Origin of the sequence: Faecalibacterium langellae, assembly GCF_002549775.1 — a bacterium.
Classification (GTDB): Bacteria; Bacillota; Clostridia; order Oscillospirales; family Ruminococcaceae; genus Faecalibacterium; species Faecalibacterium langellae.
The window spans coordinates 20747-40540 of record NZ_NMTR01000014.1; the positions used below are offsets into that span (position 1 = coordinate 20747).

The 19794-nt window shown below is 58.2% G+C and carries 27 protein-coding genes; all 27 read left to right on the forward strand.

What is annotated here, in order from left to right; genetic code table 11:
- The first annotated feature begins 5 nt into the window (after positions 1 to 5).
- On the forward strand, positions 6 to 263 hold the full coding sequence (gene rpsQ / locus CGS49_RS05360) for a 30S ribosomal protein S17 (RefSeq protein ID WP_055190687.1): 258 nt from the start codon (positions 6 to 8) through the stop codon (positions 261 to 263).
- A 41-nt stretch (positions 264 to 304) separates the two neighbouring features.
- Positions 305 to 673, forward strand: a complete 369-nt coding sequence (gene rplN / locus CGS49_RS05365; RefSeq protein ID WP_005938014.1) for a 50S ribosomal protein L14 — start codon at positions 305 to 307, stop codon at positions 671 to 673.
- Between the two features lie 13 nt (positions 674 to 686).
- Positions 687 to 1001, forward strand: a complete 315-nt coding sequence (gene rplX / locus CGS49_RS05370; RefSeq protein WP_005934911.1) for a 50S ribosomal protein L24 — start codon at positions 687 to 689, stop codon at positions 999 to 1001.
- 17 nt (positions 1002 to 1018) lie between these two features.
- A complete protein-coding gene (gene rplE, locus CGS49_RS05375) occupies positions 1019 to 1564 on the forward strand; it encodes a 50S ribosomal protein L5 (protein ID WP_005938011.1) in 546 nt (181 codons plus the stop codon).
- A 17-nt stretch (positions 1565 to 1581) separates the two neighbouring features.
- The gene (locus CGS49_RS05380; RefSeq protein ID WP_005921866.1) at positions 1582 to 1767 is read left to right on the forward strand and encodes a type Z 30S ribosomal protein S14; all 186 of its coding nucleotides are present in this window, start codon (positions 1582 to 1584) and stop codon (positions 1765 to 1767) included.
- A gap of 110 nt (positions 1768 to 1877) precedes the next feature.
- Positions 1878 to 2276 carry a 30S ribosomal protein S8 gene (gene rpsH, locus CGS49_RS05385; RefSeq protein WP_005938007.1) on the forward strand — a complete coding sequence of 133 codons (399 nt, stop codon included), beginning with the start codon at positions 1878 to 1880 and terminating at the stop codon, positions 2274 to 2276.
- 17 nt (positions 2277 to 2293) lie between these two features.
- Positions 2294 to 2845, forward strand: a complete 552-nt coding sequence (gene rplF / locus CGS49_RS05390; protein WP_097800871.1) for a 50S ribosomal protein L6 — start codon at positions 2294 to 2296, stop codon at positions 2843 to 2845.
- A gap of 18 nt (positions 2846 to 2863) precedes the next feature.
- Positions 2864 to 3223 (forward strand): 50S ribosomal protein L18, encoded by a 360-nt coding sequence (gene rplR / locus CGS49_RS05395; RefSeq protein ID WP_005938000.1) that lies wholly within the window; start codon positions 2864 to 2866, stop codon positions 3221 to 3223.
- Between the two features lie 19 nt (positions 3224 to 3242).
- On the forward strand, positions 3243 to 3743 hold the full coding sequence (gene rpsE / locus CGS49_RS05400) for a 30S ribosomal protein S5 (RefSeq protein ID WP_005937997.1): 501 nt from the start codon (positions 3243 to 3245) through the stop codon (positions 3741 to 3743).
- A gap of 14 nt (positions 3744 to 3757) precedes the next feature.
- Positions 3758 to 3943, forward strand: a complete 186-nt coding sequence (gene rpmD, locus CGS49_RS05405; protein WP_005934904.1) for a 50S ribosomal protein L30 — start codon at positions 3758 to 3760, stop codon at positions 3941 to 3943.
- A gap of 20 nt (positions 3944 to 3963) precedes the next feature.
- Positions 3964 to 4404 (forward strand): 50S ribosomal protein L15, encoded by a 441-nt coding sequence (gene rplO / locus CGS49_RS05410; protein ID WP_005934902.1) that lies wholly within the window; start codon positions 3964 to 3966, stop codon positions 4402 to 4404.
- Between the two features lies 1 nt (position 4405).
- Positions 4406 to 5701, forward strand: coding sequence for a preprotein translocase subunit SecY (gene secY / locus CGS49_RS05415; RefSeq protein WP_097800872.1), 1296 nt, complete (start codon positions 4406 to 4408; stop codon positions 5699 to 5701).
- A gap of 115 nt (positions 5702 to 5816) precedes the next feature.
- The gene (locus CGS49_RS05420) at positions 5817 to 6449 is read left to right on the forward strand and encodes an adenylate kinase (RefSeq protein WP_097800873.1); all 633 of its coding nucleotides are present in this window, start codon (positions 5817 to 5819) and stop codon (positions 6447 to 6449) included.
- A gap of 2 nt (positions 6450 to 6451) precedes the next feature.
- A complete protein-coding gene (map, locus tag CGS49_RS05425) occupies positions 6452 to 7243 on the forward strand; it encodes a type I methionyl aminopeptidase (RefSeq protein ID WP_097800874.1) in 792 nt (263 codons plus the stop codon).
- 519 nt (positions 7244 to 7762) lie between these two features.
- Entirely contained in the window at positions 7763 to 8014 is a 252-nt protein-coding gene (gene infA / locus CGS49_RS05430) for a translation initiation factor IF-1 (RefSeq protein ID WP_005937979.1), read from the forward strand.
- Between the two features lie 35 nt (positions 8015 to 8049).
- Complete coding sequence (rpmJ, locus tag CGS49_RS05435; protein ID WP_005921832.1) at positions 8050 to 8163, forward strand: 50S ribosomal protein L36; 114 nt, start codon at positions 8050 to 8052, stop codon at positions 8161 to 8163.
- An 82-nt stretch (positions 8164 to 8245) separates the two neighbouring features.
- Positions 8246 to 8617: a 30S ribosomal protein S13 gene (gene rpsM, locus CGS49_RS05440; RefSeq protein ID WP_005937976.1), complete on the forward strand. Its 372-nt coding sequence runs from the start codon at positions 8246 to 8248 to the stop codon at positions 8615 to 8617.
- A 14-nt stretch (positions 8618 to 8631) separates the two neighbouring features.
- A complete protein-coding gene (gene rpsK, locus CGS49_RS05445; RefSeq protein WP_005921825.1) occupies positions 8632 to 9042 on the forward strand; it encodes a 30S ribosomal protein S11 in 411 nt (136 codons plus the stop codon).
- A gap of 20 nt (positions 9043 to 9062) precedes the next feature.
- Positions 9063 to 9665 carry a 30S ribosomal protein S4 gene (gene rpsD / locus CGS49_RS05450; RefSeq protein ID WP_097800875.1) on the forward strand — a complete coding sequence of 201 codons (603 nt, stop codon included), beginning with the start codon at positions 9063 to 9065 and terminating at the stop codon, positions 9663 to 9665.
- A 113-nt stretch (positions 9666 to 9778) separates the two neighbouring features.
- Positions 9779 to 10735: a DNA-directed RNA polymerase subunit alpha gene (locus CGS49_RS05455; RefSeq protein ID WP_097800876.1), complete on the forward strand. Its 957-nt coding sequence runs from the start codon at positions 9779 to 9781 to the stop codon at positions 10733 to 10735.
- A gap of 26 nt (positions 10736 to 10761) precedes the next feature.
- Positions 10762 to 11103 carry a 50S ribosomal protein L17 gene (rplQ, locus tag CGS49_RS05460; RefSeq protein WP_005934891.1) on the forward strand — a complete coding sequence of 114 codons (342 nt, stop codon included), beginning with the start codon at positions 10762 to 10764 and terminating at the stop codon, positions 11101 to 11103.
- Positions 11104 to 12343: 1240 nt separating this feature from the next.
- A complete protein-coding gene (locus CGS49_RS14185; protein WP_097800877.1) occupies positions 12344 to 13420 on the forward strand; it encodes an InlB B-repeat-containing protein in 1077 nt (358 codons plus the stop codon).
- A gap of 170 nt (positions 13421 to 13590) precedes the next feature.
- The gene (locus tag CGS49_RS05470; protein ID WP_242975383.1) at positions 13591 to 14901 is read left to right on the forward strand and encodes a hypothetical protein; all 1311 of its coding nucleotides are present in this window, start codon (positions 13591 to 13593) and stop codon (positions 14899 to 14901) included.
- Between the two features lie 19 nt (positions 14902 to 14920).
- Positions 14921 to 15631, forward strand: coding sequence for a response regulator transcription factor (locus tag CGS49_RS05475; RefSeq protein WP_097800878.1), 711 nt, complete (start codon positions 14921 to 14923; stop codon positions 15629 to 15631).
- Positions 15632 to 16359: 728 nt separating this feature from the next.
- The gene (locus CGS49_RS05480) at positions 16360 to 17784 is read left to right on the forward strand and encodes a sensor histidine kinase (RefSeq protein WP_097800879.1); all 1425 of its coding nucleotides are present in this window, start codon (positions 16360 to 16362) and stop codon (positions 17782 to 17784) included.
- 63 nt (positions 17785 to 17847) lie between these two features.
- On the forward strand, positions 17848 to 18795 hold the full coding sequence (locus CGS49_RS05485) for a DUF1385 domain-containing protein (RefSeq protein WP_097800880.1): 948 nt from the start codon (positions 17848 to 17850) through the stop codon (positions 18793 to 18795).
- Positions 18789 to 19769, forward strand: a complete 981-nt coding sequence (locus CGS49_RS05490) for a N5-glutamine methyltransferase family protein (RefSeq protein ID WP_097800881.1) — start codon at positions 18789 to 18791, stop codon at positions 19767 to 19769. Before CGS49_RS05485 ends, CGS49_RS05490 begins: the two co-directional genes overlap by 7 nt.
- Positions 19770 to 19794: the final 25 nt, after the last annotated feature.

The following is a 19794-nucleotide window of genomic DNA, read 5'->3' on the forward strand; positions in this document are numbered from 1 at the left end:
AAACGATGGAAGAACGTAATCTGAGAAAGACCCGCGTCGGCGTCGTCGTGTCCGACAAGATGGATAAGACCATCGTGGTTGCCGTTAAGGATAGCGTGCAGCACCCCCTGTACAAGAAGATCCTGAAGCGTACCGCCAAGTTCAAGGCTCGTGATGAGAAGAACGAGTGCGGCATCGGTGACCGTGTTGAGATCATGGAGTGCCGCCCCCTGTCCAAGGATGTGCGCTGGCGCCTGGTCCGTATCGTTGAGAAGGCAAAGTAATTTGCCCGCTGCTTTGAACAGTTTGAAAGGAGATATCTGATATGGTTCAGATGCAAACTTATCTCAAAGTTGCCGACAACACCGGTGCCAAGGAGCTGATGTGCTTCCGCGTGCTGGGCGGCACCCGCAAGAGATACGCAAACATTGGTGACGTCGTGGTCTGCTCTGTCAAGAAGGCAGCTCCCGGCGGCTCCGTTAAGAAGGGCGACGTCGTCAAGGCTGTCATCGTGCGCAGCAAGCATGGCGTCCGCCGCGACGACGGCTCCTACATCCGTTTCGATGAGAACGCCGCCGTTATCGTCATGGCCGACAAGAGCCCCAAGGGTACCCGTATCTTTGGACCCGTCGCTCGCGAGCTGCGCGATGCCGGCTACACCAAGATCCTGAGCCTGGCTCCGGAATCGCTGTAAGGAGGTTTTAAAAATGAATAATCTTCATGTTAAAACCGGCGACAACGTTATGATCATCAGCGGCAAGGACAAGGGCCACACTGGTAAGGTCCTGCAGGTCAGCCCCTCTGAGAACAAGGTCATCGTTGAGGGCCAGAACATGGTTACCAAGCACGTCAAGCCTCGTCGTCAGGGCGAGCAGGGCGGCATCGTCAAGGCTGAGGGTGCTATGTACGCATCCAAGGTCATGCCCATCTGCCCCAAGTGCGGCAAGGCCGTGCGTGTGGGCCATGTCGAGAAGGACGGCAAGATGGTTCGCGTCTGCAAGAAGTGCGGCGCTGAGCTGTAAGAAAGGAGTAAGGAACAATGGCTCGTTTGAAAGAACAGTATGTCAATGAAATTGCTCCTGCTCTGAACTCCAAGTTCGGTTACAAGAGCGTTATGCAGATCCCCAAGCTGGACAAGGTCGTCATCAACGTTGCCTGCGGCGAAGCCAAGGACAACGAGAAGATCCTGGAAGCTGTCATGAAGGATCTGGGCCAGATCACTGGCCAGAAGGCAGTCGTCTGCCGTGCTAAAAAGAGCGTTGCTAACTTCAAGCTGCGCCAGGGCACTCCCATCGGCTGCAAGGTCACCCTGCGCGGTGAGCGTATGTATGAGTTCGTCGATCGCTTCTTCAACATCGCACTGCCCCGTGTCCGCGACTTCCGCGGCATCAACGGCAACGGTTTTGACGGCCGCGGCAACTTCGCATGCGGCATCAAGGAGCAGATCATCTTCCCCGAGATCGACTTCGAGAAGGTCGATGCAGTCCGCGGCATGGATGTCTGCTTTGTCACCACTGCCAAGACTGACGAGGAGGGCAAGGAGCTGCTGAAGGCTCTGGGCGCTCCGTTCGCAGAGAACAACTAAGGGAGGAGATTTCTACAATGGCTAAACTGTCTATGAAGCTGAAGCAGTCTCGTCCTGCTAAGTTCTCTACCCGTGCATACACCCGCTGCCGCATCTGCGGCCGCCCCCACTCCGTGCTGCGCAAGTACGGCGTGTGCCGTGTGTGCTTCCGTGAGCTGGCCTACAAGGGCGAGATCCCGGGCGTGAAGAAGGCTTCCTGGTAATCAAACCGGAGGGCCGGATAATTTGTCGGATATCCGCCCCGGGGCAACGGTGTTTCGGGGCGGTATCATTATAAAACAAACGAGAGCTAATCTAAGGAGGTTAGTGGCAAATGCAGATTACTGATCCTATCGCGGACCTGCTGACTCGCATCCGCAACGCTAGCACTGCCAAACACCCTTCTGTGGAGATCCCCGCTTCCAACATGAAGAAGGCTATCTGCCAGATTCTGGTTGACGAGGGCTACATCAAGGGCATGCAGGTCAAGAACGACACCGTTCAGGGCACCATCGTTGTCACCCTGAAGTACCAGGCAAACGGCGAGCCCGTTATCGCTGGTCTGCGCCGCGTGTCCAAGCCCGGCCTGCGCATCTACACCAACTGCGAAGATATGCCCAAGGTCATGAAGGGCCTGGGCACCGCAATCATTTCCACCTCTAAGGGCATCATGACTGATAAGGCTGCACGTGCTGCACACGTCGGCGGCGAAGTCCTGGCCTACGTGTGGTAAGAAAGGGGTAAAAGACAATGTCGAGAATTGGAAGAAAACCCATCGTCATTCCTGCCGGCGTCACTGTCACTGTCGATGAGGCAGCACACACCGTCGCCGTCAAGGGCCCCAAGGGCAGCCTGAATTCCAACTATCATCCCCTGATGACCGTCAAGGTCGAGGGCAATGAAGTTCTGGTTTCCCGCCCCAATGACGAACCCCAGGCCCGCAGCCTGCACGGCCTGACCCGTACCAACATCGCCAACATGGTGAACGGTGTTGTGAACGGCTACGAGAAGAAGCTGGAGATCGTGGGCGTCGGCCTGCGCTGCCAGAAGCAGGGCTCCAACCTGGTCATGAACCTGGGCTTCTCTCATCAGGTGAACATCCCTGATACTGAGGACTGCACCATCGTGTGGCAGGATCCCAACCACTTCACCGTTACCGGTATTGACAAGCAGAAGGTCGGCCAGTATGCTGCTGAGATCCGCGCCAAGAAGCCGCCTGAGCCGTACAAGGGCAAGGGCATCCGCTACGAGGGCGAGGTTGTCAAGCACAAAGAAGGCAAGGCCGGCAAGGGCAAGAAATAAGGTAAGGAGTGAAAGACAATGGTTAAGCAGATCGACAAGAACGAAGCTCGTCTTCGTCGTCATCGCCGCGTTCGCAACAAGATCAGCGGCACCGCAGCACGTCCTCGCCTGGATGTTTTCCGCTCCGCCAAGCACATTTACGCTCAGATCATCGATGATGAGCAGGGCGTGACCCTGGTGTCGGCGTCCACTATGGACAAGGACTTCAACGGCAACGGCGGCAACGTCGAGGCCGCTGCTGAGATCGGCAAGAAGATCGCAGCAAAGGCTCTGGAAAAGGGCATCACCGAGGTCGTGTTCGACCGTGGTGGCTACGTTTATCATGGCCGTGTTAAGGCCCTGGCTGATGGCGCCCGTGAGGGCGGCCTGAAGCTGTAATGAGAGGAGGAAACACATTATGGCTATGAGAAACCGTGAAGACGACGGCATGATCACCAAGGTTGTCTCCATCAACCGCGTTTCCAAGACTGTCAAGGGCGGCCGCATCATGAAGTTTGCCGCTCTGGTTGTCGTGGGCGACGGCAAGGGCACCATCGGTTACGGCATCGGCAAGTCCGGCGAAGTGCCTGAGGCAATCCGCAAGGGCGAGGCTGCTGCCAAGAAGAACATGCACAAGGTTGCCCTGAAGGGCACCACCATCCCCCACGAGATCGTCGGCAAGTACGGCGCAGGCGCCGTTCTGCTCAAGCCGGCTGCACCTGGTACCGGTATGATCGCCGGCGGCCCTGTGCGTGCCGTCATTGAGGCAGCTGGCATCAAGGACATCCGTGCGAAGTCTATGCGTTCCAACAACCCCATCAACGTTGTTTCTGCTACCTTCGCAGGTCTGTGCGGCCTGGTCAGCGCTGAGTCTGTCGCTGAGAAGCGCGGCAAGACCGTGAAAGAAATTCTGGGTTAAGGAGGTAACTAACCATGGCAGATAAGATGCTCAAGATCGAGCTGAAGAAAAGCCTGATTGGCCGCGGCGCTAAGCAGATCGCTACCGCTGAGGCTCTGGGCCTGAAGAAGCCGGGCGACGTTACCGTTCAGCCTGACAATGCCGCTACGCAGGGCAAGATCGCTAAGATCGGCTTCATGCTGAGCGTCACCGAAGCCTAATAGCAGGGGGTATACGCATAATGAAACTTCATGAATTGCACGCGATTCCCGGCGCAAACAAGGCTGTGACCCGCAAGGGCCGCGGCATTGGCTCCGGCAATGGCAAGACTGCCGGCTTCGGCAGCAAGGGCCAGAAGGCCCGTTCCGGCGTGAAGCACGCTGGTTTCGAGGGCGGCCAGATGCCTCTGGCACGCCGCCTGCCCAAGGTTGGCTTTAACAACATCTTTGCTACCCAGTACGCCATCGTCAACGTGGCTGATCTGGAAGCTGCTTTCAACGCCGGCGATGTCGTCGATACCGAGGCTCTGAAGGCAAAGGGTCTGGTCAAGAAGACCCTGGACGGCGTTAAGGTTCTGGGCAACGGCGAGCTGACCAAGGCTCTGACCGTGAAGGCCGCAGCCTATTCCGCTTCTGCCAAAGAGAAAATCGAGAAGGCAGGCGGAAAGGCTGAGGTGATGTAAGGTGTTCCAGACATTCCGTAACGCATGGAAGATCCCCGAGCTTAAAAATCGTCTCCTGTTCACGCTGGCGATCCTCGTGGTGTACCGTCTGGGCTGTGCCATCCCCGTTCCGTTCGTTTCCGGCTCTGCGCTGACGCAGATGTTCGCAAACGGCGACATGCTCTCCTATCTGAACATGATGAGCGGCGGTGCACTGGCTCGTTGCACGCTCTTCGCGTTAGGTGTGACACCCTATATCAACGCCTCCATTATTGTGCAGCTGCTCACCGTGGCAATTCCTTCGCTGGAAAATCTGGCCAAGGAAGCCGACGGCCAGCAGAAACTGCAGCAGATCAACCGGTATGCCGGTGGTGTGATCGCTCTGATCATGAGCATCGGCTACTACTTCGTGATCCGCAATATGGGCGCATTGAAGTACTATAACGGCGCAGAGGGCATCTTCTCCGCCGTGGTCATCATCGCAACCTTCGTGGCCGGCGCACAGCTGATCACCTGGTGCGGTGAGCAGATCGATGACAAGGGCATCGGCAACGGTGTCTCGCTTCTGATCTTTGCCTCCATCGTTTCCAACTGGTCTTCGCTGTACACCTCTGTCACGGGTCTGCTGACCCAGGCAGCGTCCGGCAAGCCCCAGTACTATGTGTTCCTGCCGCTGCTGATCGTGCTGGCACTGGTCGCCGTGGTCTTCGTGGTCATCATGACCAACGCAGAGCGCCGCATCACCATCCAGTATGCAAAGCGCGTGGTGGGCCGCAAGCAGATGGGCGGTCAGAACAGCTACCTGCCTCTGAAGCTGAACATGAGCGGCGTCATGCCCATCATCTTCGCTTCGGCTCTGGTGTCCATCCCGGGCACCATCGGCAGCTTCCTGCAGATCGATCAGACTGCGCACCCTGTGTGGTACGCATTCTTCCACACCTTCAACTACACTTCGTGGCTGTATGTGGTGATCTACCTGCTGCTGATCCTGGCATTCAACTACTTCTATGTGGCCATCCAGTACAACCCCGTTGAGATCGCCAACAATCTGCGCCGCAACAACGGCTCGATCCCCGGCTTCCGTCCCGGCAAGCCGACCAGCGATTTCATCACCCGCACCCTGAACAAGATCACCCTCATCGGCGCGATCTTCCTGGCTGTGGTGGCTGTGCTGCCGATCATTCTGGGCAACCTGACCGGAATGCGTATCCAGCTGGGCGGTACCAGCCTGCTGATCGTGGTTGGTGTGGCACTTGATACCACCCGCAGCCTCGACAGCTTCATGACGATGCGCAACCACAAGGGCTTCCTTGGTTGATCCACAATAATTAAGATGTGAGAAAGCACTGGAAAGGAGAGTACGCTCGAACTTTTCAGTGCTTTTTTGCTTTTTCGGAGTTTTCATCCACTAACATAAGAAAAGGAGAAATCCTATGAATCTGATTCTGTTGGGCGCCCCCGGCGCCGGTAAGGGCACGCAGGCCGAGATCATCTGCGCAAAGCTGAACATCCCCTCCATCAGCACCGGCAACATCCTGCGCGCTGCTGTCAAGGAAGGCACCGAGATGGGCCTGAAGGCTAAGAGCTTCATGGACGCCGGTGCTCTGGTGCCCGATGAGGTCATCATCGGCATCCTGAAGGATCGTCTGGCACAGCCTGACTGCGCCAACGGCTTCATCCTGGACGGCGTGCCCCGCACCATCGCTCAGGCCGAGGCCATTGAGACCATGGGCATCCGCATCGACAAGGTGCTGGAGCTGCAGGTCGAGGACAGCGTCATCGTTGACCGCATGAGCGGCCGCCGCGTCTGCGAGAAGTGCGGTGCCAGCTACCACATCGTCAACAAGAAGACCAAGGTCGAGGGCGTGTGCGACCTGTGCGGCGGCAAGACCGTCATCCGCAAGGATGACCAGCCCGCTACCGTGCTGGATCGCCTGAAGGCTTACCATGAGCAGACCGAGCCGCTGGTGGAGTTCTACCGTACCCGCGGCAAGCTGGCAGAGATCAAGTTCTGCCCCTCTATCGAGGAGACCACGGCTGAAGTCATGAAGGCTTTGGAGGCATAATTGTGATTCAGATCAAAAATGCGAAAGAGCTGGACGGTATGCGCAAGGCAAATGCCCTGAGCGCAGCTGCCCTGAAATACGGCGGTGAACATATCGAAGCAGGTATGACCACCTGGGAGCTGGACAAGCTGATCTACGACTTCATCGTGAAGCACGGCGGCATCCCCAATTTCAAGGGTCTGTATGGTTTCCCGGGCACGGCCTGCATCAGCCTGAACGATACCATTATCCATGGCATCCCTTCGCATGACATCGTCATCCGTCCCGGTGATATCGTGAGCATCGACACCGGTGCCAAGATCGACGGCTTCAACGGCGACAACGCCTGCACCTATGCGGTGGGCAAGATCGACCTGGAGGCTCAGCGTCTGCTGGACGTGACCAAGGCTGCTCTGTACAAGGGCATCGAGGCTGCCAAGGCAGGCAACCGCATCGGTGATATCGGCTATGCCGTGCAGAGCTACTGCGAGGATGCCGGTTTCTCGGTGGTGCGCGAGTTCGTGGGTCACGGCACCGGCAAGGAGCTGCACGAAGATCCGGAAGTGCCCAACTACGGCCATCAGGGCCGCGGCCCGCGCCTCGTGCCCGGCATGACCATCGCCATCGAGCCGATGATCTGCCAGTACGACTGCAAGATCTTCCAGTCCAAGGATGGCTGGACCGTCAAGACCAAGGACGGCGGCCTGGCTGCTCACTTCGAGCACTCCAACGCGATCCTGAAGGATCACACCGAGATCATGACCCGCTTCTGGGATGACCCGGACTTTGACCCGGAGAAGTTCAGCCTGAAGTAAGCGGGACCCCCGCATAACGGCAAGCGCCGCCTGTGAAAGAGCAGAAATGCTCTGCCGCAGGCGGCGTTTTGGCAGGGGATGACCTGCGATTTGTGCAATTGCGACAACTTTTGGTGAAAAAGTTTCATCTTCCCGGTGGAGAAAACCGAAGGCGGGGGCAGGGAAGAACCGATTTTGAATTTTGAGAAATTTTTATCGGAAATACGGAAAAAACCTCTTGCAAATTGACAACAAAAGGTGTATAATCTATAAATGGCTGTGGAAGCCAGATACTTCCTCGACGGACAGGGATTCTCTGCCCGTTTTGCGGATTTCGTGCCGCAGAAGATGAAGTATGTGGCGATCATCGCCGCCTGTCCGTCTGTGGACCGGCACCCAAGGCAAAGAACACTGAAGCGGCAAGCTGTGGCCAAACGGGCGCAGGCACGCGAAAACCGCAGTGCTTTCAGGGTTCGACGGCAAGGGCACCGGCCCAGGTTCAACGACAAACTGAGCAGATCCAATGAGGAGGCAAATAGCTTGTCTAAGGAAGACGTTATCGAGATCGAAGGCATTGTGCGTGAAGCCATGCCCAACGCCATCTTTAAGGTGGAAATGTTGAGCGAGGATAAGAACACCGGGAAGCTCACTCCCAGCGGCCATATCCTCTTAGCGCACATCTCCGGCAAGCTGCGGACCAATTTCATCCGTATCCTGCCCGGGGACAAGGTTACCGTGGAAATGTCGCCCTATGATCTTTCTAAGGGCCGCATCACCTGGCGCTCCAAATAAGCACCAGGGTATCAACCAAAAGGAGGTTCAACATCATGAAGGTCAAGCCTTCCGTGAAACCCATCTGCGAAAAGTGCAAGGTCATCCGCCGCAAAGGCCGCGTGATGGTCATCTGCCAGAACCCCAAGCATAAGCAGCGCCAGGGCTAATTCGGGCGCCTGGGGGTCAAGTGCGTAGAGTCCCGGCGCAGACCCCGACACTGACATGGGATGATTTTTGGAGGAAACTACTATGGCACGTATTGCCGGCGTTGACCTGCCCCGCGAGAAGCGCGTTCAGGTGGGTCTCACCTACGTTTATGGTATCGGCCAGACCACTGCTAACAAGATCCTGGAAGCAACTGGCATCAACCCCGATACCCGCGTCAAGGACCTGACTCTGGAAGAAGAAGCCAAGATCCGTGACTACATCGATCAGGCAAACATCATCGTTGAAGGCGACCTGCGCCGCAACGTTGCTCTGGACATCAAGCGCCTGGTTGAGATCCAGTCCTTCCGTGGCACCCGCCATCGCAAGAATCTGCCCTGCCGCGGCCAGCGCACCAAGACCAATGCACGTACCTGCAAGGGCCCGAAGCGCACTGTCGCTAACAAGAAGAAGTAAGGAGGATTTGAGAAATGGCAAGTGCAAATAATGCCAAGAAGGGCGCTAATGTCCGCATGAAGCGCAAAGAGCGCAAGAACATTGCTGCTGGTCAGGCTCATATCCAGTCTACCTTCAACAATACTGTTGTCACCATCACCGACCTGCAGGGTAATGCAGTGTCCTGGTGCTCCTCCGGCTCCCTGAACTTCCGCGGCAGCCGCAAGAGCACCCCGTTCGCAGCTCAGTCCGCTGCTGAGACCGCAGCAAAGACCGCCATCGAGCATGGCATGAAGACTGTTGAAGTCTACGTCAAGGGCCCCGGCGCTGGCCGTGAGTCCGCTATCCGTGCGCTGCAGGCTACCGGCCTGGAAGTCACCCTGATCAAGGACGTGACTCCTATCCCCCACAACGGCTGCCGTCCCCCGAAGCGCCGTCGTGTCTGATCGAAGGAGGAAATTGAATTATGGCAAAGAATACGCAGCCTATCGCAAAGCGTTGCAAGGCCCTGGGCATTTCTCCTGCGGTCATGGGCTATGCAAAGAAGAATACCACCCGCAACTCCAATGGCAACATGCGCAAGAAGCAGTCTGAGTACGCATCTCAGCTGAAGGAGAAGCAGAAGGTCAAGTTTATCTACGGCGTTTTGGAGAAGCAGTTCCACAACGCTTACCTGCGTGCAGAGGCTCGCCCCGGCAAGACCGGTGAGAACCTGCTGCAGATCATGGAGTGCCGTCTGGACAACGTCGTGTTCCGCCTGGGCTTTGCTCAGACCCGCCGCGACGCCCGCCAGCTGGTGTCTCACGCTCACTTCACCGTCAACGGCAAGAAGGTCAACATCCCCTCTTACCAGGTGAAGGCCGGTGACGTGATCGAAGTCCGCGAGTCCAGCCGTTCCTCTGCAAAGTTTGCAAAGCTGACCGGCCCCGAGGCTCCCGTTGTTGCTCTGCCCTCCTGGCTGAACCGTGAGACCGGTTCTCTGAAGGGTGTTGTCGCAAAGCTGCCCGAGCGCAGCGATATCGACTACGAAGTCGCAGAGCACCTCATCGTCGAGCTGTACTCCAAGTAATCCATTAAGAAGGACTGGCCTTCCTATTGGATGGCAATCTTTCGCATTCTTTTCTTTGAAAGAATTTAATAATGGGCCGGTGGGAACACCGGTTTGACAAGGAGGGCATAGATATGATGGAGATTGAACGTCCCAAAATCGAAACGGCAAGCCTGTCCCCGGACGGCCGCTACGGCAAATTCGTGGCAGAACCGCTGGAGCGTGGCTTTGGCATCACACTGGGCAATAGCCTGCGTCGTGTGCTTCTTTCCTCTCTGCCCGGTGTCGCCGTGACCAGCGTCAAGATTGACGGCGTGGTTCACGAGTTCTCCACCATTGAGGGCGTCAAGGAAGACGTTACCGAAATTGTCCTGAACCTGAAGGGTATCGCTGCAAAGCTGTACACCGATGGTCCGAAGACAGTGCGTGTTGAGGCAGTTGGCCCCTGTGAGGTCACCGCCGACAACATCAAGCAGGGCGACGACATCGAAATTCTGAACCCTGAGTGGCACATCGCAACCCTGGGCGAGGGCGCCAAGCTCGTCATGGAGCTCACCTTCGACAAGGGCCGCGGCTATGTGCCCGCAGAGCGCAACAAACAGGCTATCATCGAGAAGAACGATATCAACACCCTTCCCGTTGACAGCATTTACACCCCTGTGCTCAAGGTGAACTACAACGTCGAGAGCACCCGTGTTGGCCAGGCCATTGACTACGACAAGCTGACCATCGAGGTTTGGACCGATGGCACGATCAATGCGCAGGAAGCCGTTTCTCTGGCTGCCCGCGTGCTGACCGAGCACCTGAACCTGTTCGTCAACCTGTCCGACGAGGCCGCTGGCGCTGAGATCATGGTGGAGAAGACCAACGACGACAAGGAGAAGGCTCTGGAGATGACCATCGAGGAGCTGGATCTGAGCGTGCGTTCCTTCAACTGCCTGAAGCGTGCAGGTATCAACACGGTGGAAGATCTGGTCAGCAAGAGCGAGGACGAGATGATGAAGGTCCGCAACCTCGGTCGCAAGAGCCTGGAAGAAGTCATGGCAAAGCTGGACTCCCTGGGCTTCAAGCTGAACTCGGAAGACGAATAACTAAAATAATTAAGGAGTGAAACGGGATGCCCGGTACCAGAAAGCTCGGTAGAACCAGCGACAGCCGCAACGCTATGATGCGCGCTATGGTTACCTACCTGTTAGAGAATGGCAAGATTGAGACCACTGTCACTCGCGCTAAGGACGTTCGTTCCATGGCCGAGAAGATGATCACCCTTGGCAAGGCCAGCGACCTGCACACCAAGCGTCAGGTCTACGCCTACATCACCAAGGAAGATGTTGCAAAGAAGCTGTTTGACGAGATCAGCCCCAAGTACGCTGACCGCAACGGCGGCTACACCCGCATCATCAAGATCGGCGCTCGCCGCGGCGACGCAGCTGAGATGGCAGTTCTGGAGCTCGTCTGATCCTGCTCTGACTGTTTGATACAGTAATAAAAGCCCTTTCCCAGCAATGGGAGAGGGCTTTTTTGCGCTTTTCAGCCGTTTTTGGCATGTTCCCGGAAATTTGCTTTGCTTTTGACTCAGAAACCGACAAAACGCCCAAAAACTCGACCTTATTTTCTGCTGTTTCGTCACTTGACACGATAGGGGGGGGGGGTAGAATGGAAAAAATGGGCACTTTTTCTCATGGTGCCCGGAAAAAAGGCGAAAACGGAGGACAAAAACAATGCGAAAAAAGAGTTTGCGGTTCATCAGTGCGGCCCTTGCGGTGAGCATGATGGCTTCCACTCTGCCCGTGGGTGCATTCGCGCTGGAAGTGGGTGCGGGTGAAACCACTGCGGCGGTGAGTGAGCAGAAAGCGGCAACGCCTTGTCATCTGGATGGCGGCAAAACGATTGGTGAGACATTCGTTGAAACATACGGCACAGTTTATACTCTGAGCGGTAACTATACACAGGGCATTACCATTGAAACGAAGCAGGATATCACCATCAATATTGATGGTGAGGTAACAATTACAGGCGTTGCCAAATTTCTGGATGTCACAGGTACTGGTAAGGTGACCATCAACGGCACAAAAGATGGTGTGGACCAGAAAATCAAGATGACGACCGATTGCAACGTGATGAACACTGGGGATACAGGAGTGGTGTATCTGGAGGCCGCAGGTGCAGACGTTACATGCAACGGTGGCGATTACTACAGCAAGGAAACGAGCGAAGTCAATTCAACATATTCCGTGTTTTGCGTAAAGGACGGTTCCTTAAAACTGAATGAAGTCACAGCAGAAGCTGGTGAGCGCACTCATGTAATTGATTGTGGAGGAAATAGCTCGGCGAGCGTTGAGATTCATGGAGGGAATTTTAAAGCATCTGGAATTAATAGTGGAGGGATTGACTGCAGAGGCAAGGGAAGTGTGTCCATCTACAATGCAAAGGTGGAGAGTGGAAATTATGTGCTTGCAGTCGGCGGTTCGAGTGCAGAGTTAAAGATTTATAATAGTACCGTTGTGGGAGAGAATGAAAACTCTTGCGTTACGGTACAATCTGGCGGTTCTTTCTGGGCAGAAAACTGCGAGTTTACATCCGTTGGAAATCGAAACTACAACGGCGGGCTCCTTTATATGCTGAGCGGCAAAGCGACGATCAAGGACAGCAATTATGTCGCAGAACGGAACAGTGTAACTGGTATTCTTGCCCAATACTTGGCCTTTGCATTCTTGAATGGCCCCCATAAGCTGACCGTTGAAAATACAAAAATCAAGGGCTGCAAAAAGGCGTTTGAGTTGGAATATGACCGGGAAGGCTCGGACATTGAACTGAAAAATGTGACCTTTGAGGACAACGAGACTGATATCTATCTGAAGAATGACAGCAGTACCCCCGCCAACGCACCGCAGGTGGAGCTGGACGAAGGCACGAAGGACACAGCCGGAGCCATTACAGTTGAAGTGGCGTATCCCGCCGATGACGTGCAGATCACCACAAAGACCACAGGCAAAGACTACCAGCAGAACCTGAAGCTGACCGGTAAAAATGACGGCTGGCTGATTGGCTACGAGAAGGGTGCAGACGGTGAGTACCGCTACCTGACCCAGCGCAAGGGTGACAAGTACTTCGGCCTTAACACCATCAACGCCACTGCCACGACCGGCGAAGGCGACAATGTGACCACACTGAAACCCTATGCGCAGCTCAAAGAGGGTACTCCGGTGAATCTGACTGCCGATATCCTGGAGGGCAAAAAGTTTGCTCGCTGGAAGGTGGAAAAAGTAGCAGATGGTACACCAGTGACCGGCCTGCTGGATGCAGAAACAGAGAATACGGAAAACACCAGCTTCTCTATGCCCGAGTATGATGTGATTATCACTGCCGAGTACGAAGACGAGAGCATCGTTGACCCCGGCACGGGTGACACCGACTACGGCGGCGATATCGCGGCCGGTGTGGTCATCGGCGGCATTGCGGCGGTTGGCGCTTATGAAGTGGGCACCGGCCTGTACCGCATCCTCGCCATGGATGATGTGGCCATGCCCACGAACCGCATTGCCCTTGCAAAGCTGCTGTGGGAGCGCGCCGGGAAACCTGAGCCCGAAAGCACCGCGCTCTACAGCGATATCAGCGCCGAGGATACCGACGCCCAGAAGGCCGCCCGCTGGGCCGTGGAGCAGGAACTGCTCAACGATGCAGAGGATGGCAAGTTCCACCCCGCTTTCCCCGTGAGCAAGCTGCGCGTCTGCCTGACCTGGGAGAACGCAAAACAGAAGGGCCTGTTTGATTAAACCCAAAGCAAAGAGCTGAAAGTGCCGCCGCACGCGATACCGTGCGGCGGCACTTTTTGGTGTGTGTTTCTCGTTTTCAGGTGTTGGCATTGCGCGGCCGCCGTGGTATACTGACAATAGCGCAGTCTGGGCTTTGGCCCGGCAATTTTCTGCGAAGGGAGGGATCGCAGTTGAAAAACCTCATGTGCCGCTGGGCGGCACTGGCCTGTGTGCTGTTGTGCCTTGCGCTGGCCGGCTGCAGCGCGCTGCCCGGCGAACGCGCCCAGGTGGAAGAACTGCTCCGCGCGCCGAAGCTTTCCGGCGATTACGGCAACGTGCAGACGGCCCTGAACGACTGGCTGGGGGAGAGCGCCCAGCTCAAATACCCCATGCAGGGGGAACTGCTCTCACCCTTCCTTTTGCAGGACCTGGACGGCGACGGCCAGATGGACGCCGCCGTACTCTACACCACGGCCCAGAGCACCAACGTGTGCATCGCCATCCTGCAAAAGACCGACGCGGACGGCTGGCAGGTGCGCCAGAACGTGGAGGGCCTTTCCGACACGGTGGAAAGCGTGGGCCTGGCCCAGCTGCAGCCCGGCGACGGCGCACAGCTGGTGGTGGGCTATCTGTCCGCCCAGGGCGACCACTATCTGGCCGTGTATTCCTACGCCCAGAACCAGCTCTCCACCATTCTGGAACAGCAGTATGAGCAGTATCTGGTGGAGGACATCACCGGCGGCGGCAATCAGGACCTGATCCTCATGTCCACGCTGGAAGACGGCGGCGTGCAGATCGAACTGCTCACCGTGGACAAAGAGGGGTCCTTCCAGCAGGTGGCCGTCATGGGCCTTTCGGCCAACCGCTTCTCGGGCTGTGCCTCGGTGGCGGCGGGCATGGGCGCGGACGGCAGGCACTATCTGGTGCTGGACGGCTGGACCGGCATCTCCGGCAACAACCTTGCCAGCGTGCTGCTGTATTTCGACGAGGAGACCCAGCAGATGGTGCCCGCCACCCAGATCAGCACCGAGCGGCTCTATAATGCGTCCCTGCGCAACGTGTCCACGCTGGTGAGCCAGGACCTGGACGACGACGGCATCGTGGAGATCCCCACCCAGCCGGACGAAGCGGGTCTGCTGAACATGAGCCAGAGCCGCCGCATGGACTTCATCGTCTGGATGGACTACACCAGCCCGGAGCCCAAAAAGAGCTTCGGCCTGCTGGACGAGGAGACCAACTGCTACATCGAGCTGCCCATGGAGTGGGAGGGCAACCTCAAGCTCACCGACAGCGAACAATACGACGGCGCGGTGGAGCTGCGCACCCTGGACGAAGACCAGCTGGTGATGACCGTGCGGCTGGCCCGCACCACCTCCAGCTCCAAGGGCTGGACAAGGCTGGGCATCGTGGCGTCCCGCCAGATGCAGGCAAAGCTTGCCCCGGATGTGGAGATCGCCGACAAGGATTACCGCCTTTCCAAGGCATTGCATCTGCTCAACTGATAGAACGGAGGAATGGTACATGGTACGAGTGCTTGTGGTGGAAGATGAAGCCAATATCCGCGAGATGATCGCGCTGAACCTGCGTCTTGCAGGCATGGAAGCGGTGGAAGCGGAGAGCGCGGAAGCCGCGCTGCCGCTGCTGGAACAGAAGCCGGGCTGCGACGCCGCCATTCTAGACGTGATGCTGCCGGGCATGAACGGCTTCTCGCTGTGCGAGACCATCCGCCGCACCGACCAGAAGATCGGCATCATCATCCTCAGCGCCAAAGGGCAGGAGCAGGATAAAATTCGCGGCCTGTCCATTGGTGCCGATGACTATATGACCAAGCCCTTCAGCGTCAGCGAGCTGCTGGCCCGCGTGGAGGCGCTCTGCCGCCGCGTCAGCCGCAGCACCGGCGGCGAGGAAAAGGGCGAAAAGGGCGGCAGCCTGGGCATGCTCACCAGCGGCGATTTCGTGCTGGACGAGAACCGCCGCGTGCTGCTGAAGGCAGGCCAGCCCATCGAACTGACCCAGGTGGAGTTCCAGATCATGGAGCTGTTCTTCCGCAACCCCGGCATCGCGCTGGTGCGCGAGAAGATTTTGAAGGGCGTGTGGGGCGAGAACTACTTCGGTGATGTGAAGATCGTGGATGTGAACATCCGCCGCCTGCGCATGAAGGTGGAAGACGAGCCCAGCCACCCGGCCCATATCCTCACGGTGTGGGGCTACGGCTACCGCTGGGAGGAGTGACCTCTGCCCCTGCTGCGGCGGCGGCTGCCGTTTGCCATCCAAGCCTCTTCCTGTGAAAAGGGGACAGCGGAGCGTCCGCAGGCGTTCCGCTGTCCCAAACTTAAAAATTATTTTTCCGCTATTGATGCGCAGAGCAGCGCGGCGCGCATTCCCAATCGTCCGTTCCCAGCCATTGCCGCGCAGCGGTGCTGCGGGGGAAGTTTCTGCCCACCGCAAGCGGGCTGGACGCTCCGCTGGGCCAGAGGCAGGGAGGGGTGTTCCGACTCCCCCCTCCCTACCTCTGGACTCCACCCACCCCGCAACGGGAAAGGGGCTGCTCGCCCCTTTCAGACCCCAAAGAGGAAGTCGAACCGGAAAAAATCTAGCCGCTTCGCTCAGACGGGTTGCGGTGCCCAGCGTCCACTTCGTGCCTTGAGCGGCACTCGTGTCCTGCTGACCGCTGCCCCAACAGCTCCTCCCTGTATCCGCCGCTGGCGGCGGTCGTCGCCGTTGCACTTTTTTCTCGCTTCTCCGATTTGAAGGCCCCTCAGCCGCTGCGGCGGCAGCTCCCCGCAGGGGAGCGGGGTGCCAGCAGATGCCGTTTACCGTTACGGCCCTTCCCGTGAAAAAGTAAATCAGAAAAGCCCGCAGGCTTTTCTGATTTACAAATATATAAAAATAATTTTTCCGCTGCTATTGTCAGAGCGAAGCGGAGACAATTCTAAATCGTTTGAAAGGAGGAGACCGCCATGCGAAGCGGTATCACCCGCCGGTGGCTGCGGGGCAGCCTGCTCATCACAGTGCTGCTGGTGCTGCTGGCCGAAGCTATGTTCCTGTACAGCTACACCCGCAGTTATTACAACAGCGTCCAGCAGACCATGTACCGGCGGTTCTCCTCGGTGTCCGGCCAGCTGAAAATGTACACCGGCGACACCGCCCAGAGCACGGCGGCCACCCGCAGTGTGGCGCTGCGCCGCATGGTGGAGCAGTTTGCCGACAAGGACAAGTACGAGTTCATGCTGCTGGACAGCTACGGCGGAGTCATTGCGTCTTCCAGCGGCACCAGTGCCGAGGGCATCGTCACAAACAACGACTTTGAGCTGGCGCAGGACGCTTCCGACGGTCTGGGCGTGGCGGTCTACCGCACCCAGTCCGGGGAGCTGGTCATGGCGGGGTGCTATCTGGTGCCCTATGCCGCCGAGGACGTGGCGGCCATGCGCCTGGTCACCAGCCTTGCGCTGATCGAAGCTCAGATCAAAAACGCCATCCTCGCCAGCCTGGTGATCGTGGCGGTCATTCTGGCGTTCACCGTGATGTCCGGCTTGTACTTCATCCGCAGCATCGTGGTGCCGCTGGGGCAGGTGGAGCGCACCGCCGCCGGCATCGCCCGGGGCGAACTGGACGTGCGATTGCCGGTGACCGGCGACGAGCACGACGAGGTGGACCGCCTGCGCGGCACCATCAACCAGATGGCCGAAGGGCTGGAGGAGACCGAGAAGATGAAGAACGAGTTCATCAGTTCGGTCTCCCACGAGCTGCGCACGCCGCTGACCTCCATCCGGGGCTGGGTGGAGACCCTGCGCACTCTGGACGACCCCACCGACGAGAACTACCGCAAGGGGCTGGAGATCATCAACAACGAGACCGGCCGCCTCTATAATATGGTGGAAGAACTGCTGGACTTCAGCCGCCTGCAGAACGGCCGCATCCGCATGGACTGCCGCCCGCTGGACCTTGTGGCCGAGCTGACCGACGCGGTGCTGTTCTGTGAAGCGCGCATCCAGCGCGAGGGCCTTGTGCTGAGCTACAGCGAACCGGAGGAGATGATCCCGGTCTACGCCGACCCGGACCGCCTGCGGCAGGTGTTCATCAACATTCTGGACAACGCCATCAAGTATTCCGCACCCGGCGGCCGCATCACGGTCAAGCTGTGGGCAGGCGAGTACAAAGCCTTTGTGGAAATTCTCGATCAGGGCCGCGGCATCCCGCCGGAGGACCTGGAGAACGTCAAGACCAAGTTCTACAAGGGCAGCAACTCGGTGCGCGGCAGCGGCATCGGCCTTGCGCTGGTGGATTCCATCATGACCGCGCTGGACGGCACCATGGACATCAAGAGCACGCTGGGCCGGGGCACGGTGGTCACCCTGGGTCTGCCGCTGTACCATAAGGCATAAAAAGAAGTTTTTTCACAATTCTGTGTTAAAATAAAGGGAAAATAAATCCGATAGGAGAACCCAATGAATCAACCCAACAAGGAACGTTTCAAGACCAGCGTCGGCGGGCAGGCGCTGATGGAAGGCGTCATGATGCGCGGCCCGGAGCGCATCTGCTGCGCGGTGCGCAAGCCCGACGGCACCATCGAGACCAAGATCGACCCCGTGAAGCACCACGGTGTGTGGACCAAAATTCCCCTTGTGCGCGGTGCCATTTCCATGATCGAGAGCCTCATCGTGGGCTACCGCTACATGATGTACTCGGCCCAGGTGAGCATGGGCGACGACTACGACCCCGCCGAGGAGGAGACTGCCTTTGAAAAATGGGTGGGCGAACACCTGGGCGAAAAGGCCGAGAATGCCCTGCTGGCCGTGGCGGCTGTGCTGGGCGGCTTGCTGGCGATCCTGCTGTTCACGGTGCTGCCCACCTTCCTCGTGGGCGGCGTGGACCACTTTGTGGCGCTGGGCCGCTGGGGCAAGGTGGTGCTGGAAGCACTGCTCAAAGTGGGCATCTTCCTGGCCTACATGGTGGGCATCTCTAACATGAAGGAGATCCACCGCGTGTTCGAGTACCACGGTGCCGAGCACAAGACCATTGCCTGCTACGAGGCGGGCGACGAGCTCACCGTGGAGAATGTGCGCAAGTACACCCGCTTCCACCCGCGCTGCGGCACCAGCTTTTTGATTTTGGTGGTCATCGTCAGTGTGTTCCTCTACAGCGTGCTGCCCTGGGGCAGCATCGGTCTGCGGGTGGTGTGCAAGCTGCTGCTGCTGCCGCTGGTCATGGGCATCAGCTATGAGCTGCTCAAGTGGTGCGGCCGGTCAGATAACTGGGCCACCCGCATCATCCGGCAGCCCGGCATCTGGGTGCAGCACCTGACCGTGTTTGAGCCGGACGACAGCATGATCGAAGTGGCCATTGCCGCCGTGACGCCCGTCCTGCCCGAGAACCCGGAGGATGGCAAATGGTAACAGCTGGTATGACCCCGCGCGAAGCCGTGCGGGAAGCAGAAAACCGCCTGACCGCTGCCGGCTGTCCGGACGCGGATTTTGATGCGCGGGAGTTGTTCCGGCTGGCATCCGGGCGGGACATGCGCATCTCGGACCGGCCCCTGACCGCAGAAGAAGCGGACAGGCTGGAAGCCTTGTGCAGCCGCCGCGCGGCCCGGGAGCCGCTGCAATACCTGTGCGGCAGCTGGAGCTTTCTGGACTTTGAGCTGGCCGTGGGGCCCGGTGTGCTCTGCCCCCGGGCGGACACCGAGGTGGTGGCCGAAGCGGCCGCGCAGGCTGTGGCGGACATTGCCACGCCGAAGGTGCTGGACCTCTGCGCAGGGACCGGCTGCCTGGGGCTGGGCGTCAAGCGCTTTTGTCCTACTGCGCAGGTGGCCTGTGTAGAAAAAAGCCCGGAAGCCTTTGCGTATCTGGAAAAGAACGCCCGCTGTGCACTGGCCGGGCAGGGCAGGCAGACCGAGAACCTGCTGGAGCCCACTGCTTTTGAGCAGGCGGACGCCCCGGCATTTGATTGGGGCCCTGCGCTGAACGCCCTCAAGGCAAAGCCCGCCTATGCCGTACAGCCGGTACAGGGGGATCTGTTCACCTATTGGGAAACCCTGCCGGAAGGGCAGCTGGACCTGATCGTGTCCAACCCGCCGTACCTCACCGCTGCCGAGATGCAGCAATTGCAGCCGGAAGTGGCGCAAGAACCTGCCATGGCGCTGGAAGCAGGGGAGGACGGCCTTGTGTTTTACCGCGCCCTTGCGCAGCATTACCGGCAGGCCCTGCGTCCCGGCGGCGCACTGGTGCTGGAGATCGGCTGGCAGCAGCGGCAGGCTGTGACCGACCTGCTGGCCGAAAACGGCTGGGCCGACATCGAATGCCGCAAAGACTACGGCGGCAACGACCGGTGCATCATCGCCCGGCGGCCGCAAATAAAATTGGAAAAATAAAACAACTTCCTGTTGTAATATTTTG

What these genes read in the sequence shown, in the direction of transcription:
- rpsQ (WP_055190687.1), top strand. Translation starts at nt 6, where the DNA reads ATGGAAGAACGTAATCTGAGAAAGACCCGCGTCGGCGTCGTCGTGTCC.
- rplN (WP_005938014.1), top strand. Translation starts at nt 305, where the DNA reads ATGGTTCAGATGCAAACTTATCTCAAAGTTGCCGACAACACCGGTGCC.
- rplX (WP_005934911.1), top strand. Translation starts at nt 687, where the DNA reads ATGAATAATCTTCATGTTAAAACCGGCGACAACGTTATGATCATCAGC.
- rplE (WP_005938011.1), top strand. Translation starts at nt 1,019, where the DNA reads ATGGCTCGTTTGAAAGAACAGTATGTCAATGAAATTGCTCCTGCTCTG.
- CGS49_RS05380 (WP_005921866.1), top strand. Translation starts at nt 1,582, where the DNA reads ATGGCTAAACTGTCTATGAAGCTGAAGCAGTCTCGTCCTGCTAAGTTC.
- rpsH (WP_005938007.1), top strand. Translation starts at nt 1,878, where the DNA reads ATGCAGATTACTGATCCTATCGCGGACCTGCTGACTCGCATCCGCAAC.
- rplF (WP_097800871.1), top strand. Translation starts at nt 2,294, where the DNA reads ATGTCGAGAATTGGAAGAAAACCCATCGTCATTCCTGCCGGCGTCACT.
- rplR (WP_005938000.1), top strand. Translation starts at nt 2,864, where the DNA reads ATGGTTAAGCAGATCGACAAGAACGAAGCTCGTCTTCGTCGTCATCGC.
- rpsE (WP_005937997.1), top strand. Translation starts at nt 3,243, where the DNA reads ATGGCTATGAGAAACCGTGAAGACGACGGCATGATCACCAAGGTTGTC.
- rpmD (WP_005934904.1), top strand. Translation starts at nt 3,758, where the DNA reads ATGGCAGATAAGATGCTCAAGATCGAGCTGAAGAAAAGCCTGATTGGC.
- rplO (WP_005934902.1), top strand. Translation starts at nt 3,964, where the DNA reads ATGAAACTTCATGAATTGCACGCGATTCCCGGCGCAAACAAGGCTGTG.
- CGS49_RS05420 (WP_097800873.1), top strand. Translation starts at nt 5,817, where the DNA reads ATGAATCTGATTCTGTTGGGCGCCCCCGGCGCCGGTAAGGGCACGCAG.
- rpmJ (WP_005921832.1), top strand. Translation starts at nt 8,050, where the DNA reads ATGAAGGTCAAGCCTTCCGTGAAACCCATCTGCGAAAAGTGCAAGGTC.
- rpsM (WP_005937976.1), top strand. Translation starts at nt 8,246, where the DNA reads ATGGCACGTATTGCCGGCGTTGACCTGCCCCGCGAGAAGCGCGTTCAG.
- rpsK (WP_005921825.1), top strand. Translation starts at nt 8,632, where the DNA reads ATGGCAAGTGCAAATAATGCCAAGAAGGGCGCTAATGTCCGCATGAAG.
- rpsD (WP_097800875.1), top strand. Translation starts at nt 9,063, where the DNA reads ATGGCAAAGAATACGCAGCCTATCGCAAAGCGTTGCAAGGCCCTGGGC.
- CGS49_RS05455 (WP_097800876.1), top strand. Translation starts at nt 9,779, where the DNA reads ATGATGGAGATTGAACGTCCCAAAATCGAAACGGCAAGCCTGTCCCCG.
- rplQ (WP_005934891.1), top strand. Translation starts at nt 10,762, where the DNA reads ATGCCCGGTACCAGAAAGCTCGGTAGAACCAGCGACAGCCGCAACGCT.
- CGS49_RS05475 (WP_097800878.1), top strand. Translation starts at nt 14,921, where the DNA reads ATGGTACGAGTGCTTGTGGTGGAAGATGAAGCCAATATCCGCGAGATG.
- CGS49_RS05480 (WP_097800879.1), top strand. Translation starts at nt 16,360, where the DNA reads ATGCGAAGCGGTATCACCCGCCGGTGGCTGCGGGGCAGCCTGCTCATC.
- CGS49_RS05485 (WP_097800880.1), top strand. Translation starts at nt 17,848, where the DNA reads ATGAATCAACCCAACAAGGAACGTTTCAAGACCAGCGTCGGCGGGCAG.
- CGS49_RS05490 (WP_097800881.1), top strand. Translation starts at nt 18,789, where the DNA reads ATGGTAACAGCTGGTATGACCCCGCGCGAAGCCGTGCGGGAAGCAGAA.